At 66.5% G+C, this 17837-nt stretch carries 16 protein-coding genes; 3 read left to right on the top strand and 13 right to left on the bottom strand.

Annotated elements, in window-relative coordinates:
* Window positions 1–23 precede the first annotated feature (23 nt).
* The 13 genes from ACQR1B_RS22920 to ACQR1B_RS22860 form a co-directional block, all read right to left on the bottom strand.
* The gene (locus ACQR1B_RS22920) at window positions 24–4397 is read right to left on the bottom strand and encodes a hypothetical protein (RefSeq protein ID WP_434833632.1); all 4374 of its coding nucleotides are present in this window, start codon (window positions 4395–4397) and stop codon (window positions 24–26) included.
* A 3-nt stretch (window positions 4398–4400) separates the two neighbouring features.
* Window positions 4401–4835, bottom strand: a complete 435-nt coding sequence (locus ACQR1B_RS22915; RefSeq protein ID WP_434833633.1) for a hypothetical protein — start codon at window positions 4833–4835, stop codon at window positions 4401–4403.
* Window positions 4832–5248 (bottom strand): GPW/gp25 family protein, encoded by a 417-nt coding sequence (locus tag ACQR1B_RS22910; protein WP_434833634.1) that lies wholly within the window; start codon window positions 5246–5248, stop codon window positions 4832–4834. The genes ACQR1B_RS22915 and ACQR1B_RS22910 overlap by 4 nt, the downstream gene beginning before the upstream one ends.
* Window positions 5249–5319: 71 nt before the next feature.
* Window positions 5320–6957: a type VI secretion system tip protein VgrG gene (vgrG, locus tag ACQR1B_RS22905; protein WP_434833635.1), complete on the bottom strand. Its 1638-nt coding sequence runs from the start codon at window positions 6955–6957 to the stop codon at window positions 5320–5322.
* A gap of 9 nt (window positions 6958–6966) precedes the next feature.
* The gene (locus ACQR1B_RS22900; RefSeq protein ID WP_434833636.1) at window positions 6967–7674 is read right to left on the bottom strand and encodes a hypothetical protein; all 708 of its coding nucleotides are present in this window, start codon (window positions 7672–7674) and stop codon (window positions 6967–6969) included.
* 2 nt (window positions 7675–7676) lie between these two features.
* On the bottom strand, window positions 7677–7841 hold the full coding sequence (locus ACQR1B_RS22895; RefSeq protein ID WP_434833637.1) for a DUF5908 family protein: 165 nt from the start codon (window positions 7839–7841) through the stop codon (window positions 7677–7679).
* Between the two features lie 3 nt (window positions 7842–7844).
* Window positions 7845–8297 (bottom strand): phage tail protein, encoded by a 453-nt coding sequence (locus ACQR1B_RS22890; protein ID WP_434833638.1) that lies wholly within the window; start codon window positions 8295–8297, stop codon window positions 7845–7847.
* A gap of 1 nt (window position 8298) precedes the next feature.
* Entirely contained in the window at window positions 8299–8748 is a 450-nt protein-coding gene (locus ACQR1B_RS22885; RefSeq protein ID WP_434833639.1) for a phage tail protein, read from the bottom strand.
* An 8-nt stretch (window positions 8749–8756) separates the two neighbouring features.
* Window positions 8757–9230 carry a phage tail protein gene (locus ACQR1B_RS22880; protein WP_434833640.1) on the bottom strand — a complete coding sequence of 158 codons (474 nt, stop codon included), beginning with the start codon at window positions 9228–9230 and terminating at the stop codon, window positions 8757–8759.
* 30 nt (window positions 9231–9260) lie between these two features.
* A complete protein-coding gene (locus ACQR1B_RS22875) occupies window positions 9261–10949 on the bottom strand; it encodes a phage tail sheath family protein (protein WP_434833641.1) in 1689 nt (562 codons plus the stop codon).
* A gap of 42 nt (window positions 10950–10991) precedes the next feature.
* The gene (locus tag ACQR1B_RS22870) at window positions 10992–12062 is read right to left on the bottom strand and encodes a hypothetical protein (RefSeq protein ID WP_434833642.1); all 1071 of its coding nucleotides are present in this window, start codon (window positions 12060–12062) and stop codon (window positions 10992–10994) included.
* Complete coding sequence (locus ACQR1B_RS22865) at window positions 12040–12639, bottom strand: DUF4255 domain-containing protein (protein ID WP_434833643.1); 600 nt, start codon at window positions 12637–12639, stop codon at window positions 12040–12042. The genes ACQR1B_RS22870 and ACQR1B_RS22865 overlap by 23 nt, the downstream gene beginning before the upstream one ends.
* Window positions 12640–13164: 525 nt before the next feature.
* Window positions 13165–13803, bottom strand: coding sequence for a TetR/AcrR family transcriptional regulator (locus tag ACQR1B_RS22860; protein ID WP_434833644.1), 639 nt, complete (start codon window positions 13801–13803; stop codon window positions 13165–13167).
* A 272-nt stretch (window positions 13804–14075) separates the two neighbouring features.
* Between ACQR1B_RS22860 and ACQR1B_RS22855 the strand changes: the two genes are divergently transcribed.
* Genes ACQR1B_RS22855 through ACQR1B_RS22845 form a run of 3 tightly spaced genes read left to right on the top strand, consistent with a single transcriptional unit; the run spans window position 14076 to window position 17826 of the window.
* The gene (locus ACQR1B_RS22855; protein ID WP_434833645.1) at window positions 14076–14936 is read left to right on the top strand and encodes an FAD binding domain-containing protein; all 861 of its coding nucleotides are present in this window, start codon (window positions 14076–14078) and stop codon (window positions 14934–14936) included.
* A complete protein-coding gene (locus ACQR1B_RS22850; protein ID WP_434833646.1) occupies window positions 14933–15457 on the top strand; it encodes a (2Fe-2S)-binding protein in 525 nt (174 codons plus the stop codon). Before ACQR1B_RS22855 ends, ACQR1B_RS22850 begins: the two co-directional genes overlap by 4 nt.
* Window positions 15454–17826 carry a xanthine dehydrogenase family protein molybdopterin-binding subunit gene (locus ACQR1B_RS22845; protein ID WP_434833647.1) on the top strand — a complete coding sequence of 791 codons (2373 nt, stop codon included), beginning with the start codon at window positions 15454–15456 and terminating at the stop codon, window positions 17824–17826. The genes ACQR1B_RS22850 and ACQR1B_RS22845 overlap by 4 nt, the downstream gene beginning before the upstream one ends.
* Window positions 17827–17837 lie beyond the last annotated feature (11 nt).

The raw sequence follows: 17837 nt of genomic DNA, 5'->3' as shown, positions 1-17837 counted from the left end.
ACCTCGCATCCGCCAGAGACAAATTAGCCGACGATGAAGTCGAGCTCGATCTTCATGTAGTTGATCCCCTTGAACTGATCGGCCGGGAAGATCTCGTCGGCGATCAGGTCGATCTCATGCCGTCGCGCGGCCACCAGCACCGCGTCCGGCCGCTCGGAGCCGACGCTGTCGCCGTCCGGCCCGCCCGGCGGCGCCAGCGTGAAGGTCTCGCCGTCCTCGCTGGCGAACAGCTTGATGCCGGCGACGTAGTCGACATAGGGCCGCTGGTCGATGAAGTTGACGATGCTGCTGGCATAGATGCGCCGCCCGATCATGATGTCCGCCCCGTCGTCGAACGCCCATGGCGACAGGAAGCGGTTGAGGTCGTCGTTCAGCCGCTGTTTCCACAGCGCCGGATTGTTCTGATCGTTGAAGCGGACGCCGACGCGGATGCGCACCTGGACGTATCTGGCGTTCTCGACGCTGAGCCGCGCCGATCCGGGCAGCAGCGGCGCCAAATAGTCCGCGATGTCCGACAGCAGCGCCGAGGAGGCCTTGGGCTCGAACGGATCGAACAGGCTCTTGCCGCGGATGTCCGGAATCACGATCAGCCTGACGAGGCCCAGCGCGTCACGCCGGTCCATGGCGGCCTCGTTCGACGTCGCCGGCAGGCACTTCACCTTGTAGACCTCGGGAAAGCGGCGCAGCACCAGCCGCTCATAGTCCCAGGCGGTGACCGCGCGCTGCTTGTGCCGCAGCCGCTCGCTCGACGAGGCCTGGAAGCCTTCGGGCTTTTCCGCCGGCCGTCCGCCGAACGAGGGGTAGGGTTGGCGTACCGCGGCGACGCCGGGCACGGGCGCGAACAGCGACTTGATCGCCTTGGGCGGCAGCGGCGTCAGATCGACGGTCGGGCCGTCCAGTTCACGGCTGGCGAGCGCCGCCTGCGGATGGATCGCGATGGTGTCGCACACCGCGCCGGCGCCGACCGGCACGCTGGCGCGCAGCCAATAGGGACCGGCGGGAAGTCGTGCGTCCGGAGTTGCCTGCGGCAGGGCGAAGGTGATGATGCCGGAATTGATCAGCCCGCGCGTGCCGTCCTGCAGCACCGCCTCGCCAGGCAGTTCGGCCCAGCCGTTGCGATCGAGCACGCTCCAGCGGATCTGCGGATGCTCGACGTCGGCATCGGCGCTGCCTTCGGCCATCTGGAACAGCAGCGACAGCGTTTCCGGCGGGCGCAGGCCGTCAAGGCCGATCAGCAGTTCACCCTCGTTGCCGTAGTCGGCCAGCAGCGGAAAGCCGGCCGCGGCCGCACTCACTTCCGCAATGCCGAACGGGTGCAGATGAAACACCATGTCGGACGACGCGCCTTGCTGATAGGCCTCCATGCGGATCTCGTGCCCCGCGAGGAGATCGAGCGTCAGCGACTTCAGCTTGGGTGTGTAGGGCTGGCCGACGGCGTAGCTCGCCGCGTTTATCGTGCCGCCGTTCTTGGCGAACACGGCCGTATCGACCGCCAGCGCGATCGCCTTGGTGGCGGCAAGCCCGGGATAGTCGCGGTGGCCGAAGCCGACCGACAATTCCAGCCGCAGCGCGTGCGGGAGGTTGCGTGCCGACGCGGACGCGGTGGCGGGCGAGGGGACGGCATAGGCTTGCACGGCATCGGCGAATGCTGCGATCTCGAGCGTCTGCGGTTTGCTGGCGTCCTGCGTCCGCCTCGTCCGGTCGGTGACGAACAGCGCGGCGGCCGCACCTTGCGCCGTGATCATGGGGCCGTCGACCAGGCTCACCTTGGTCGTGAACGGACCGGGGAGCTGATAGGCCGCGTAGATGCCGTTGAGATCGGCCGGACCGCCCATCCAGTCGAGCCGCAGCTTGACGGCGCGCAGCCGCTTGTTCTGCAGATCGGGATGCGCGACCCACAGCGTCGCTCCGGCATCCGGCTGCGGCCCGAACGGCTCGAACGGCCGCTTGCCGTCGAGCGGGCCCAGATCGTTCTCCAGCACCAGCGGTCCGAGCGGCTCGCCGGTCTGTGCCGGCTGAACGTAGGATCCGACGGCGGCGCGCATGTGGATGCGTGCGAGCTTCAGCGAGCGCAGCCGCGCATAGCGGATCACCCAGCGGCCGAGCGTGCCGTCCCAGATCTGGCGCAGCGTCAGCCGCACGGCCGGCCACGGACATGCAGCGGGCGCCTGATCGGGCGGCAGCGGCGCGATTGCCGGCATGGTCGAAGACAGGGTGAGGCGGACGCGCAGGCCGGTCAGGGTGGTCGTGCCGGGGATCGGCGCGATGTCGTCGAGCTTGCTGTAGTCGATGGTGGCATCGCCCGTGATCTCCACCTTGTCGGCGCCGAGCGAGACCCAGCCGTCGGCGGTGCTGACCTGGACCGTGAACGGCTGTTCGGGAGCGGCGACGATCGGACCGCCGCCATCATCGTAGAAGCCGAAGGTGAGGGTGATCTGCCGCGTGCCCGCGCTGAGCGCGAACAGCGGCGAGCCGATCACGAGGCCGATGGTTTCGGGCGGCGGCTGGTCGGCCGACGGCGCAGGCGGTGCCGCGCCAAAGGTCTTCCAGCGCGACTCCAGTTCGGGGCTCGGGTGAACGGCCGGAGCGTCCGCATAGGCATAGAGGTTGAGCCAGTCCTGGCGCTGCGGCTTGGGATCGGGCAGTTGCGTGCGCTTGCGCGAGGCGCGTTCGAGAATGTCGTAGGTCTGCGCCCACTGGTCGGCGCTCGCGGTCTTCGGCGCATCGGCGACGCCCTTGAGGATCTGCATGTCGGTTATGGAAACCCAGTCCTTCAGCTCCTCCAGCAACTGGAGCGTCGTGGTGCTGGCCGATGCGCCGGCGGCATCGGCCAGGATCGACTGAAGCCCGGCGGAGGGATCGGCCGCAGCCTCCCGCATCTTGCGCAGCGTCTCGCGCCGCGCCGCAAACACCTTCGCCCGCAGCGCGTCGCCGAGATTGTCATAGACGAGCTGCCAGCTGTGTTCGGACACGTTGGCTTCGGGCTGCTCGGCGGTCGCCATCATGGCACCGAACGCTTCGGCCGGCATGAAGACATAGGCTTCGAGGCTGCGCACCGCGGCCGCATAGGTGTCGATCGAGGTCGTGCCGGTCGGGGCGTAGTCGATGGCCCCGATCGCCTCCTTCATGTTGGCCGCGAAGTCGGCGGGATCGGTCACCTTCAGCCGGTAGCTCGGGTCCTTGCGCTTGTCCTGGCCGGCGTGTTCGAGCAGCCCGTTGATGACGCGCCAATCGGCATCGGAGGCGCGCTTGAGGTCCATCATCGTCACGAAGGTCGCGACGCTCATGTGCAGCTTCTGCAGAATCGCATCCTGCACGTCCTGGCGATAGCGCTGGACGTAGAGGTCGTCGACGGTCGTGATCTCCGGCAGGCCCGCGAGATTTGGCGCCCCATTCAGCGCGGTCACGAGATTGGCATTGAAGTCGCGCGGATTGGCCGGATTGAGGACGAAGTTCGGATCGTGGCGCGCGTCGCGGCCGGCCGCCTGCAGGATCGCATTGATCTTGACCCAATCGCCGCCGGCATTGTCGCGCGTGCGCTTGCGTTCGATCAGCTCGCGCAGCTCGTAGTGCTGCAGATGCAGCGTCGCAGTCGCGAACGCGACCAGCGCGGCGAGCGATTGCAGCAGCGGATAGGTGACCGGCTTGCCGCCATAGGGCGGCAGCGGACCGCCCGGGGCCGGCTCGCCGAGCGCGAGCCGGAGCATCGCGATGAAGCGATCCTCCTTGGTGCCGAGTGCGCCTTTCCGGGGATCGCGCGCCTGCGCCAGCCCGATCAGGAGCTTGTCGGTGAAGACGGACGCGAGGCGGCTGATCGTGGCGCGGTTGACGACGACGTCGCCGTCGGTGCGGAAGAAACGCTCGCGCTTGGCGGCGTCGCGCCCCGCCGGCAGCCGCATGCCCGCGGGAATCTGGACCGCCTGCGCGCCATTGGCGAGGTCGAACAGCACGAAGACGCGATCCGGCACCGGCGGCTTGGGCGCAAGGCGCAGCACGTCGCGATAGTAGTAGTCGAGATGCCGCGGCACGAGACCGTTCAAGCCGTCCCGTGCAGTGCCGAGCAGCTTGAACAAGGCGAACAGCAGCACGAGATGCGGCCGCCGCAGCCTGTCGTCCGCCGCCGCCGACGGAGTGTCGATGAAGGCCAGGATCTGATCGTCGGTGAGGTCGCCGAGCAGGCCCGACCAGTCGCCGGCCGGCTCGTTGTCGGCGTCGTAATAGGTCAGCTTCTCGACGTAGCTGCGCAGGAAAGTCAGGAGGTCGCGCGTCGTCCGCTCGTCGATGCCGACGCCGTCGGGATAGCGGCCGGAGATGATCCGGGTCGCCTGCAGGCGCGCGAACTGGCTGGTGCCGTCACGGCGCGGGATGGGGATTTCGCTGGGAGGCTGCGCCGCCATCGTTCATCCCGCCTTCACGGTGGTGTCGGTGGCGACGAAGCTGCCCTTGCCGCTGTAGGACGGTGTTGGATCGGGGATCGGCGATCCCGGGCCGGGCGGCGGCTGCATCGCAGGCACCGAGACGGTGAAACGCGCGGTGAAGTTGCTTCCCTTGAGCAGCAGCTTCTTGCCGCCGGTCTGGCTCGTCCCGGCCTGCTGGTCGCCTGCGAGCGCGGCGATCGTCAGCGTTCCCGTGCCTGGGATCGAATAGGGGCCGGCGGTGTACATGCAGCCCGCGACCGAGACGCTGGTCTCGTCGCCGGCGACGCAGGCCAGCTTGCCGGTGACCTTTGCCTTGCCGCTCGCCGTGATCGGACCGGGGCGCACGACCACCGTCGCCGCGCCGAAGCTCGGCTGGAAGGTGGCCATGTTGCCGTCGATCACGATCACATCGCTCATGGTGTCGCTCTCGCCGCCTCGTTGAGGTAGTAGGGATAGACCATGTTGAAGCGGGAATTGTTGGCGCGAACCGTGTAGCGGACGCCGATCAGCACGAGGCCCGGGGTCTGCCCGTCGGTCGTGACGTCGACACCGTCGAGGCGAATCCGAGTCTCGTGGTAGAGGATCGCGTCCGACACCGCCTCGCGGATCGAGGTCAGCAAGGTCTGGTCGATCTCCTCGAACATGTAGCGCGAGACGTCGCAGCCGAAATCCTGCCGCATCACGCGCTCGCCGAGCGCCGTGCCGAACAGGATGGTCAGGCTCTGGACGATGTCGTCCTCGCCAGCGACCATGGCGACGTCGGCGCCGTTGGGGCCGAACTGCGGCGGAAATGCCCAGCCGCGTCCGAGATAGCCGGCCGATGCCGTCATGTCCGATCCTCGGGGTGTGAAGTGAAGCTCCGCATGTTGCCTATCCCGTACGCCACTTGAAGCGGTTCAAATCAGTTCAGGTCGATCGTGCTGCCCTTGATCGTGATCGCGCCTTTGGCCTGGATGACGAGGTCCTGGCTCGAGTCGATGGTGATGCCCTTCGCATTCAGGATGAGCTTGTTGTCGTTCTTGTCCGACAGCGTGATGCTCTCGCCCTTGTCGTCCAGGATGACGGTCCGGCCGCCCGGCGTGCTGATCGTGATCGCCGGCTTGTCGGCTTCCGACAGCACGATTCGCGTGTCCTTCCTGCCGACGAGGCCCTTCTGCTTGGCATCGGTGAATCCGTCGGGCAGCTTGTTCTTGCTGCCCCACAGCCGCCCGAGCACGATCGGGTGGCGCGGATCGCCGCCGAGGAAACCGACCAGGACCTCGTCGCCGGGCTCCGGCCGGACGCAGAAGCCGCGCTTGTCGCCGGCATCGGGACTGGCGATGCGGGCCCAGAGCGGCTTCGGCGGATCGGTGAAAACCGAGGAGACGTTGACCTGGATCCGGCTCTCACCCTCCGGATCGTCCTCCGCGGAGTCGGCAATCGTGCCGAGGTGAAGCCCCGAGATCGGCGGCAGCAGCCCGCCGGCGTCCATGTTGGCGAGTTCCGGCAGGCGCCCGGCGGGATCGGGCGACAGGCCGAATTGCAGGTCGGTCGAGAAGCCGTGCGAGTCCAGCCGGTGACGCACGCCGGTGACGAGCACCTTGCCGTTGAGCAGATCGCCGAGGCCATCCAGCTTGGCGATATCCATCGGTTTGGCGTTGGGGAGGCCCGCCACCGACATGCGGCCGCGGATCAGCGCCAGACGGGCGCGGGCTGCGCGCGCATTCGTCCAGGCCTTCACTTCGTCGGGCTGCAGCGGGACCATATGGCTGAGACGAACCGGCCCCATGCCGAGTTCATCGCCGACCGAGGCGGTCCCGATCTCACCTTGCGGCAGGTTCAGCGTTTCGGCCGTGGCAGGATCTGCCGGCGCGAGCTGCTTCGGATCCCACGCCACGCCATTGACGCTGGAGGCCTGGCTCGCTGCGTCCAATTCGAAATGCAGATCGGTGATCGGATCGAGCCCGAGCGCGAAGCTGTGCGCCGCCTCGCCATCGACCGCGAGTTGCTTGAGCGACACCGCGCCGTCGAAGGCGACGACAGCGAGCCCCTGCGCATCGGCGCGGGTCAGGATGAAGTCCCAATCGGTGCAGTCGTGCTGTACCAGCGTCGTGTGCGCCGGCGTCGTGTCGGGCGCGTCATCCACCGTGAGCTCGGCGTCGGTCATGATCGAGCGGATCGCGTCGCTGTCCGTGGTGTCGGTCCAGATCCGGCTGTGGCGCGCGCCGGTCAGCTTCATGGTCTTGTCCTTGACCACGACATCCAGCGTCGGCAGGCCCGCGCGGGTGTGGACGAAGAACGCGGTGACCAGACCCTTGAACACGCTGACATCGTCCTCGCCGGCGCGGCGCAGCTTGATCTCGACCTCGGCCGCAGGCTTGAACGGGCCGCCGGCCATCAGCGGCGTCTCGTCGGCCACCGCGCCCTTGGCATGGATCGAAATCGTCGCCGTCGGAATCCGGTTCACCGCCCGTGTCACGTCGATCGACAGCGGCGCGAAACTCGGCGGCAGTGCGCTGCCGGCGACCAGGATCGTGGGAATGGTGAAGCCGTCCGGCACATCCGGCTCCTAGCGCGACAGCGGCGGAAAGATCAGCGTCCGGCCGGGTTCGAGGCCGCGCAGATGGTCGAGCCCGTTGGCGCGCGCGACGCGCGGCGTGTGCACCGTGCTGCCATAGACGGCATGGACCATCAGCGGCAGCGTGTCGCCGCCGCGCACCAGCCGCGCATGCGACACGTCGGGCGAGGTGAAGGCGAGCTTGGACTGCTGCTTGGCGACATCGTCGTCGGCGGTCAGCGACAGCACGAGCTCGGCGCGCAGCGGCGAGCCGTCGCGCTCGAAGCTGGTGTAGTTGATGGTCACGGCGGTGAGCCGGCAGTTGAAGCTGAACTTGCCCCATTTCAGGTTCAGATAGCTCGGCTCGTGGGTCTTGCTCTGCGGCTGGTAGGCGATGGCGAGGAAGCCGTCGATGCGACTCTTCACCGTCTCGATGCCCGCGAACAGATTGACGAGCCCCATCTCCTCGACACCGGTGCCGTCGAGCAGCAAGGTGAGTTCGATCGAACTCGGCTCGGTCCGGATGAAGGTCGCGACCTGCTCGGCGCCGCCTGCAGCCTTGCCCGGTTCGAACAAATTGCTGTTGGTCTGGCTCAGGGTCTGCGGATTGAACATCGCCACGAAGGGCGAGCCTTCGATCTCGTTGCTCTTCTGCCGCTTGGTGTCGGTGAAGGCGGAGATCTGCAGCTTCTCCAGCTTGAACAGGTCGGGAAAGCCCATCGTCAGCGCTCCTTCTCGCGGCGCAGGATGCGCAGGGTCTCGTCGACGCAGGCCTGGACCAGCGCGTCGCGGTCGAATGCCGGCGCATTCGCCGCAGGGCCGCGCTCGCCCGCCTTGTGCGGATCGACCACGGCGCGGATGATCAGCTCGCGAATCTCGACGGGCATCGGTCAGAGCCTCATGATCTGCATGCGGGTATAGGCCAGCTCCATCGTGTCGATCACGACGCCGTTCTGTCCGGCATCGAGATCCGACGTCGCCCAGCGCACCGGATAGGTGTTGAGGAACATCCAGCCCGCCGTCGGCGCGCCGCCATCGTCGAACAGCGTCACCAGCACGTTGGAGGCGGAGAACTTGAACAGCGACAGCGAGATGTTGAACTCGATGTCGAGCGGCGAGATCAGCGGCGCACTGCGTTCCAGCACCAGGTTCTGATAGCCGATGGTCTCGGGAAAACGATGCGTGTAGAGGTTCTGCCCGCCTTCGGCATGCGTCTTCAGCGCGACGGTGGCCCCCAGGCCCGACACCTTCTGGAAACGGATGTCGATCGGGTTCGGCACGAGGCCGCCGACGAAGAAGAACACGCCGAAGCGGAAGCTTAAGGGGAGGTCCTTGACCGGCATGTCACAGATACTCGACGGAGATTCCGCTTGCGAGCAGGTCGACCGTCTCGACGGCGACCTGGGTGCTGTTGACGTCGAAGCTGGGCGCAGAGAGCTTGACCGGGATCGCCTCCTTGACGTGCCAGACCACGACCGGCGCACCCGCCTCGTCGCACAGGCTGATCGCGAGCGCGCGCGCCGACGGCGGATCCGCCGTCAGCCATTGCGACAGGAACTTGCCGCCCGCCATCACGCCCTTCTTCAAGGTCACGGTGCTGTGGCTGCGCTTGGGAAAGCGCGTCACGTCCTCGCCTTCCCAGCGGCTGAAGCCGTGCCGATAGCTCACCGTCTCGTATTCGGCGGCCAAGCCCGACACTTCGGTGAAGCTCGCCGAGTCGGAATCCACCGCGACCTGGAAATTGTAGCCGGGCAGCGGATAGAGCAGCTTCTGCGTCGCCTTGTCGTCGGGCATTGCCGGCCTCAGCCTTCGGTCATGGTGATGGCATCGGCCCGCAGCTCCAGCGATTCCACCGCGATCTCGTTCGACTTGGCGTCGAAGGCGGGGCCGTCGAGCTTGGTCGGGAAGGCGTTGATGACGGTCCAGCTGATGACCGGCTTGCCCTGTTCGTCGCACAGCCTGATGACGACGTCCTTTTTCTCGACCTGGTTGAGCGAGACGGTCTTGATCCAGCTGTAGAGCGCGGAGACGCTGGCGCTGCGCGCCACGCCCTTCTTGAGGGTCACGTTCACCGGCTGTGGCTGCGACGGCATGTGGACCACCCGCGGACCGGCGCTGCCGCCGCCGGTCGGGCTTTCCTTGAAGGTCGTGACCTCGTAGTGGATCGACAGTCCCGACACTTCCGAGAAGGCCACGGCATTGGGGCCGATCTCGACCCGGAAGTTGTAGACCGGCAATGGATAGGTGGCCTTGATTTCACTGGCGCTGACAGCCATCGGTGCGCTCCCTCAATCTATCGATTTCGATCAGGCTTGTTGCAGCTTGTGCATGAAGCGCAGCACGATGAATTCGGCCGGCCTGACGGCCGCGATGCCGATCTCGACGATCAGCCGGCCTTCGAGCACGTCCTGCGGCGTCATGGTCTTGCCGAGGCCGACATTGACGTAGTAGGCCGCCTCCGGTGTCGAGCCGGCGAGCGCGCCGCGTTCCCACAGCGAATACAGATAGCTCTCGATCATGCCTCGAACCTTCAGCCAGGTCGTGGCATCGTTCGGCTCGAACACGGCAAAGCCCGAGGCCTTGCGGGTGTTCTCCTCGATGGTGATGAACAGGCGCCGCACCGGCACGTAGCGCCATTCGTTGTCGTTGCCGGCGAGCGTCCGGGCGCCCCAGACGACGGTGCCCTTGCCGGTGAAGTCGCGGATCGCATTGATCGACTTGCCGGCGGTCGGGTCGACGTTGAGCAGCTCCTGGTCGGCATCCGTCATCTTCTTGTCGACGCTGACCATGGCCATCACGCCGACATTGGCGGGCGCCTTCCAGACGCCGCGGTCGCGATCGACGCGGGCATAGATGCCGGCGATGGCTGCGCTCGGCGGCAAGGTCACGCGCTGGCGGCTGAGCGCGTCCTTGATCTGATTGTAGCGCGCGGTGTCGCTGAGCTTGATGTCGACGAGGGCGGGCGCGGGCGGCGCGCCGCCGCCGACCTTGACGAGATCGGCGCCGTCGCCGGCCGGCGTCGGCTGCAAGGCGGCCGAGCCGTTGCCCTGCTGGCGGATGTCGAAGCCGGCTGTCGCCAGCCCGGCCTTGACCGCCGTCCAGCGATCGACCACCTGCTTGGCGGTCTTGCCGCCGGCGACGTTGCTGATCACAAGCGTGGGCTTGCCGTTGACGACGGTGATGTCGATCGCCTGCGCGTTGTCGCCGCCGACGAGCTGAACCTTCGGCGTGGTGGTCGGGTCGCTGCTCTGGAACGAGACGACCATGCCGTTGGCATCGTTGGCGGGAAACTGGACCTCCTTGATCGTCGGCGGCACCTGCGCGTCGGTGATCTTGACCTGAATCTTGCTTTCGTCGATCGCGAAGTTCAGCGATGTCCGCAGGTAGGGGTGATAGGCGGCGGCATAGGACAAATAGTCGGTCCCGATCTGGTTGCGGAACGCCGTGACGTCGCCTTTGGGCACGTCGAGGATAGTGAAGCGATCCTTCAGCCGGGCGCATTGGCTGAGCGCGGCCTGGGCGATCTCGAAATAGTCGCTCGCAGCCAGCAGCACCGCGTCGGTGAGCACGATCAGGGTCGGTTCATCCTCCAGAGCGAGAAGGCCGAGCGCCTTGCTGAAATCGGCCTTGGCGAGCGGGGCGGAATAGTCACCGAGCGAGAAGATGTAGCAGGGGCCGCCGCCATTGGCGAAGTAGTGACTGACGGCGTAATAGAGCAGCCGGTCGGGGCTGGGTCCGTTCGCGGCGGCGGGATCCACCAGATCGATCGTCGGCAGGCCGGTGGCCGGATCGGTCTTGGTCGAGGCGACGAAGGCGGTCGGCTTGGCGCCGCCGAACGTCGCCATGTATTCCAGCAGCGAGCTGATCCGCGCCATCGCCGGACCCTTCTCGGTGTATCCCAGGAAGGCGGGGATCGCGGTCGATACCTCGGCCACGGATGGCGGCAATCGGGAGATCTCTTCGACGTAGACGCCCGGAGTCTTGTAGATCGGCATGACAATGCACCTTCGGAACGTGGTGAGGAGAGGTGGAAGCAGTCAGTTCGTCAGCAGCGATAAGACCTGGTAGCGGACCGTCTGGCGCGGCGCAGCCGCATCGGTTTGCAGCAGCACGAGGCGATCGAGCGGAGGATTGGGCAGGCGCGTCAATAGCGCGGCGTTGTTGAGTCGCAGCTCGAGCGCGCCGAGCGGCGCGTCGCGCGTGGGGATGGTGGCGTCCGATATCAGGCGCACGACGCGCTGGCCCGGATAGCGTCTGAGCAGATCCGCGCCGACCGGATCGAGGCCGACCGTCGCCGCAGTCAATTCGATCCGGCCGGCACCGGACACGCTTATCGCACGCGGGCCGTTGCCGGGGGTGGCATCGACGATGCCGAGCGTCGAGAGGTCGCCGGAAAAATCCGTCACGACATAATAGGCCCAGCGCGCGTCGGCGGAATTCAGCGGGATGACGAACGCCCGCGGCGCGGGCATCGGCGTCAGCAACTGCGCGTTCAGCGTCAGGGCGATCTCCACAAGTGCGCCCCGCGACATCGCCGCGCGCACCGGGTAGGAGATCTGGAATGCGGTGCCGGCCGGCACGGCGGACGTATCGATCGTGACGCGCTTGGAAGCGGGAATCACGCTCTTGACCGCGCCGGCGCCGACCACCGTGACGTCGGCCGGCTTCGTGCCGTCGAGTGGCGTACCGGCGAGCACAAATGGCTCCGCGCCGCCCGGAGTCGAGACGACCAGATTCTCGCGCGCCGTGGCGCGGCGCGTCGTCAGGCGAAGCAGCGAGGAATCGGCCGGCGCCACCCCGTCATTGGTGAACAGAGGCGCGGGCTGCTGTGCCAGCTCGCTGAGCCTGGTGATGGCGGCATAGCCGGATCCGCGTGGTTGAAGGGCAAACGCCAGCGACAGCGGCGCGGCTGCCGCGGCGATGACGTCGCCCTTGGCGTCGAGCTCGGCGAAGACGCGGATGCGGTCGGCGTAGCTCTTGTGGGTGAGCCGCAGCCGCGCCATGGCGGACTCCGTCACCGCGTCCGGAACGATCGCAAAATCGCCGCAGCGCAGGTCGGCGTAGTAGTCGTGCGTCACGCGCAGGTCAAACAGAGGGGCTGATGGCATGTTCCAGCCTCCGTTCGGGCGGGCCGGAGACCGGCCGCGTCATCTCTTCCTGACGATCCTCGAACACCAGCATGCGCACGCGATAGAGCAGCGAAGGTTGGAAGGCGGCGCGCAACGCGTTCCAGAGATCGTTCTGCTCGTTGAGCGGAAGTGTCACGAGTTCGAGGGCCAGCTGCGGGATCCCAGCCGGCATGGTTGGCATGGTCTGGCGGTCGAGCACCGGATGTGACTGGAAGAAGGCAATGATCTGCGACAGCCGCGACAGCGCCTGCTCATATTGCTTGAAGCGCGCCACGAACAGGACGCGCATGTTCAGGCGGACGTCCGGCTGGACGCGATAGGCCGTGCCGTCGGAGCCCAGCCGTTGATAGGGATTGGCTGCGCGCAGGATCGGTTCCTGCTCGACATTGATGAGCATGGTGGTGACGGCGCCCATCCGGAACGAGATCGGGTCGGTCTTGTCGCCGTCGAGGAACATGACGGCGTCCTCGGCAGGCACGGCATGCCCCGGAACAGCGGGCCCGATCAAATGCGCATTGAGCAGATCGCGGAGGAAAATCATCGCTTGATCAATCACGTCTCGCTCCGCAACTCACAGGCCGGCAACGACGTAGCGAAGGGTGTCGCGACCTGGCGGTCGCGACATGATGCTCATAGCCGCACTCTCGTCGGCTCGATCAGGTCAGGTGTCGCGCACAGCGTGGTCATCAAGTGTGTGTGCGGACCGCTCGATATGGTTCAGGTCGTCGGTGAGAATTGCGTCAAAAACAAAAATAGAAAGTATTGCAATGTTCAACCAGGATAACTTCTAGCGTAAAGCGCGTCAAGCTGATGAGATGCCACCTGAGGATGATCAGCTCGAATCGTTGTCGAGCTCGCTGCAACGGGGATCGCCCGTCACAGACTGTGTGCGCGATGGACGATCGTGCGCGCCGGTGTCATGCAACCTGCACGGAAGGGGGCGTAGCGCATTGTTGTGATGCGCGATGAGGCGGTCACCTGACGCTCGTTGCCGAGAGCGCTCACGACGTAAGGATTTCACGAGATGTCACGCTCGGGAGCCGAAGCGTCTGCGACAATTGTGCTGTCGCATCTGCCGCGTTCAAAGTGCGCCGCGGGGATCCCGCTCCTGCAGAAGCCTCGGCAGCGCCAATCGTGCGCCGTCCATGAACAGCAGGATCGCGTCGCGCACGGTCTGTTCGAGATCGGCCGGAACCGGCGTCTCGTAGATGAACTTCCGGATGGCGAGATAGAAGATGCGGCCATGCAGGCCCCAGAACATTTCCGCCTCCCGGCTTCCGAGCGGCTGCGCCTGCGTGTCCGGCAGTTGCAGTTCGTGACGCAATTCGATCGCCGCAGGCTCGATGATCTCGCGGCGGACGAGGTCGAGGTAGCGCCCGGTGATGCCGAACGACTTCATTCCGGAGAAGATGAAGATCCGGACCCAATTGTATTCGAACACGCGCGCGACGTAGTCGAGATAGAAGCTCGTGAGCCGCGCCTGCAGCGGCTGGCTGCGATCCCGGATCAGGGGCGCCCAGTCCTGCGACCAGCGGCTCAGATAGACCTCCTGATAGACGCGCTCGATGAGCGCCTCCTTGCTGGGGAAGTGCCGGTAGATCACCGAATGCGCGACGCCCACGCGCTTGGCCAATTCTCTCGTCTGCCCCTCGAAGCCGCGCTCGGCGAAGAAGCGGATCGCTTCATCCACGATCAGGCGTTCGCGGTCCGCCGCGCGCATGTTGCGGCGGCGCGTCGGCGGGGGACTTTCGGGTTGGCGTGCGTGTCCGGCACGGCCGCGGCCGGCTGCCTTGCTTGCGCTCGTTGTCGTCTGAGTCCTGGCCATGTCCTGAAATCGATTGTCGAAGGGAGGTGTGTGATAGCCGAAAGCAGATTTGTGACCAATCGTTCGTTTCTAGTTGACCGCGGAGGTATGGTTGTGCAACTGTTTTGAGACCAGATGGTCACAAATCTGGAACTTCGGGCTGGTGAGCCCTGGCAGCGGGGAAATGGATGAAAGCGAGGGCTTTCAGCTATTGTCGTGCACGGACGATCGACGAGGCGCTCGACGCTCACGCGCTGAGCGGCGAAGACGCGCGCTATATCGCCGGGGGGCAGAGCCTTGTCCCCGCGTTGGCGTTGCGTCTTCAGGCGCCGCGCGTTCTGATCGACATCAACCACATCGCCGAGCTGCGCGGTGTGAGATGCGAAGGCGAATGGCTGCGCATCGGCGCGCTGACGCGCCATTGCGAGATGCTGACCGAGCCCCTCATTGCCGAATTTGCGCCGCTGCTGCGTGCAGCGGCTCCGTTCGTCGCCCATCCCGCCATTCGCAATCGCGGCACGCTGGGCGGCAGCGTCGCGCTGGCCGACCCGGCGTCCGAGTTTCCTGCCATGATGCTGGCGCTCGGTGCCGAGATCGAAATTGCGGGCGCATCCGGCCGGCGCCGTGTCGCGGCCGACGACTTCTTCGTCGATCTGTTCGAAACGGCGGTGGGGCCCGGCGAACTCGTGACGGCGATTTTCGTGCCGTTGTTCCGCTCTAACCAGCGCATCTGCTTCGATGAACTGGCCCGCCGTCGTGGCGACTACGCGCTGGTCGGCTGCGGTATGCTGGCGACCTGCAAGGATGGTGTGATCGAGGCCATCCGCATTGCGTTCTTTTCGGTCGGGAACGTGCCGACCCGGGCCAAGTCGACCGAGTCCGTCCTGAGCGGTGGCCGTATCGATGCCGAGCGGATCGCGGCGGCGCAGGCCGCACTCGATCGCGATCTCGCGCCGCCGGAGAGCGACGAGGTGCCGCCGGCCATGCGCCTGCATCTGGCGCGCGTGCTGCTCGGCCGGATGCTGGGACAGATGGGCGAGAAGGCATGAGCAGCGACATCGACGAGGCCGAGGACATCGTGCCGGTCCGCTTCGTGGTCAACGGCCGCAAGGTCACGTGCGCGGTCGCGCCGCGGGAGACGCTGGTCGATTGCCTGCGCAACTCCCTCGAACTGACGGGGACTCATGCCGGCTGCGAAATGGGGGCGTGCGGCGCCTGCCTGGTGCAGCTCGATGGTCGCGCCGTTCATGCCTGCCTGATGTTCGCCGTGCAGGCCGACGGCGCGCGCATCGACACCATCGAGGGGCTGTCCGAAACTGGCGTGATCGCCGATCTGCAGGCCGAATTTCATCGGCGCAATGCGCTGCAGTGCGGGTTCTGTACGCCCGGCATGCTGATCAATGCCCAGGAGCTGCTGTCCCGCCTGACCGAGCCGAGCCGCGCGGCCATCCGCGATGCGCTCTCCGGGAATTTCTGCCGCTGCACCGGGTATGAGGCGATCGTCGATGCGATCGCCGCGGTGGCCGACGCCCGCGCCGCAAAGGCGGCGCAGGAAGGCTCGCCGCAATGAATCCTCTCACCTCGCTCGACCGTCCGAACTCCTATATCGGCCGCTCCGTGCCGCGTCCGAATGCCAAACGCCTGCTGGCCGGGCGCGGCCGCTATGTCACCGACATTCGCCTGCCGCGCATGCTGCATGCGGCGTTCCTGCGCAGCCCCTATGCGCATGCACGGATCGTTGCCATCGACACCGAACAGGCCCGTGCGCTCGCAGGCGTCCACCTCGTGGCCACCGGCGCCGATATCGCGACGATCTGCACGCCCTGGACCGGCACGCTCGATCATTTCAAGGGCATGACGTCCGAGCCGCAGCTGCCGCTGCCGCTCGACCGGGTGGTCTGGGCCGGGCAGGCGGTCGTCGCCGTCGTTGCGGAGAGCCGGGCGCTCGCCGAGGATGCGCTGGAGCTGATCGCGGTCGACTATGAAGAGTTGCCTGCGGTGGTCGATCTCGATGCGGCGCGCGAGCCCGGTACGCCGCGGGTCAATCCGGCCGGACAGTCCAACGTCTGCTTCCGTGCTCAGCTCGACAGCGGTGGCGTCGACGAGGCCTTCGCGGCTGCCGCGCACGTGATCGAGCAGGAGTTCAGCTTCGGCCGTCACACGCCTGTCACGCTCGAGCCGCGGGCGATCGTCGCGGACTACGATCCAGAAGCCGGCACGCTGACGGTGCATCATGCCACGCAGACGCCGTACCAGTTCCAGGATCTCTACGCCCGGCACTATGGCATCCCGGAAGCGCGCGTGCGCGTGATCGCGCCCGACATCGGCGGCTCGTTCGGGCTGAAGCTCCACGTCTATCACGAGGATATGGCCGTCGTCGGGCTCTCGATGCTGCTCGGACGTCCGGTGAAGTTCGTCGCCGACCGCATCGAGGCGTTCGTGTCGGATATCCACGCGCGCGATCACAAGGTGCGGGCGCGCATGGCCGTCGATGCCGAGGGCAAGATCCTCGCGATGGACGTGCACGATGCCACCGCCATCGGCGCGTTCTCGACCTATCCGCGCACCAGCGTGGTCGAGGGCAACCAGGTGATCCGCCTGATCGGCGCGCCCTACGATTTCAAATCCTATCGCGCGGCGCTGGAGGTCGTGTTCCAGAACAAGGTGCAGACCAGCCAGTATCGCGCGGTCGGCCACCCGATCGCCTGCGCGGTGACCGAGCGGATGGTCGATCTCGCCGCCATCCGCATCGGCCTCGATCCGTTCGCGATCAGGGCGAGGAACGTCATTCCTGATGACGCCTATCCGACGGCGTCGCCGACCGGCTACAAGTTCGAGGCGCTATCGCACCAGGTCTGCCTGAAGCGGTTGCAGGAGATCATGAACTACCACGCGCTGCGTGCCGAGCAATCGGTGCTGCGCCAGCGCGGCATCCATCGCGGCATCGGCATTGCCACCTTCGTCGAGATCACCAATCCGAGCCCGGCCTTCTATGGCGTCGGCGGCGCCCGCATTTCCTCGCAGGATGGTGCGACCATCAGTCTCACGCCGTCCGGAGAGGTGCGTTGCGCGATCTCGGTCACCGAACAGGGGCAGGGCACCGAGGCGATCATCGGCCAGATCGTCGCCGACCAGCTCGGCCTCGCCCAGGAGCACGTCAAGATCATCACCGGCGACACCGAGGTAACGCCGCATGGCGGCGCGACCTGGGCCTGCCGCGGCGCCGGCATCGGCGGCGAGACTGCGCTGCAGGCGGCGCGCAAGCTCAAGGCCAACATCCTGGAGATCGCGGCGCTGGTGCTGCAGGAGCAGCCGGCGGCGCTCGACATCGTCGACGGCGAGGTCGTCAACGCCGCGACGCGACAGCCGCGACTGCCGATCGCCGAGATTGCGCGCATCGTCTATTTCCGCTCCGATACCCTGCCGCCCGGCACGCAGGCGCAACTGACGGTGAGCCATCATTTCGCGCCGCAAGGCTATCCTTTCGCCTTTACCAATGGCATCCAGGGTTGCTACGTCGAGGTCGACGTCGACACGGGGTTCGTCAAGTTGCTGAAGCATTTCGTCGTCGAGGATTGCGGCCGCATCATCAATCCGATGCTCGTTGACGAGCAGGTGCGCGGCGGCGTCGTGCAGGGACTGGGCGCCGCGCTGTTCGAGGAATGCCGCTACGGCGAGACCGGGCAGCTGCTCAACGGATCGCTCGCCGACTATCTCGTGCCGATGGCGATGGAGATGCCCGATATCGTGATCTCGCATGTAGAGACGCCGACGGCAGACACGGCGCTCGGCGCCAAGGGCTGCGGCGAAGCCGGCACCGCCGCGGCATCGGCCTGCGTGCTCAATGCGGTCAATGATGCACTCGCGCCATTTTGTGCCCCCATCAATGCCGTGCCGATCACGCCCGCGCGGGTGCTCGAGGCGCTCGGGCGATTTTGACAAACAACATC

It is taken from the genome of Bradyrhizobium oligotrophicum, assembly GCF_051168495.1.
Lineage (GTDB): Bacteria > Pseudomonadota > Alphaproteobacteria > Rhizobiales > Xanthobacteraceae > Bradyrhizobium > Bradyrhizobium oligotrophicum_A.
The sequence above is the reverse complement of the archived record's forward strand: the minus strand, read 5'-3'. Positions and strand labels throughout refer to the sequence as shown.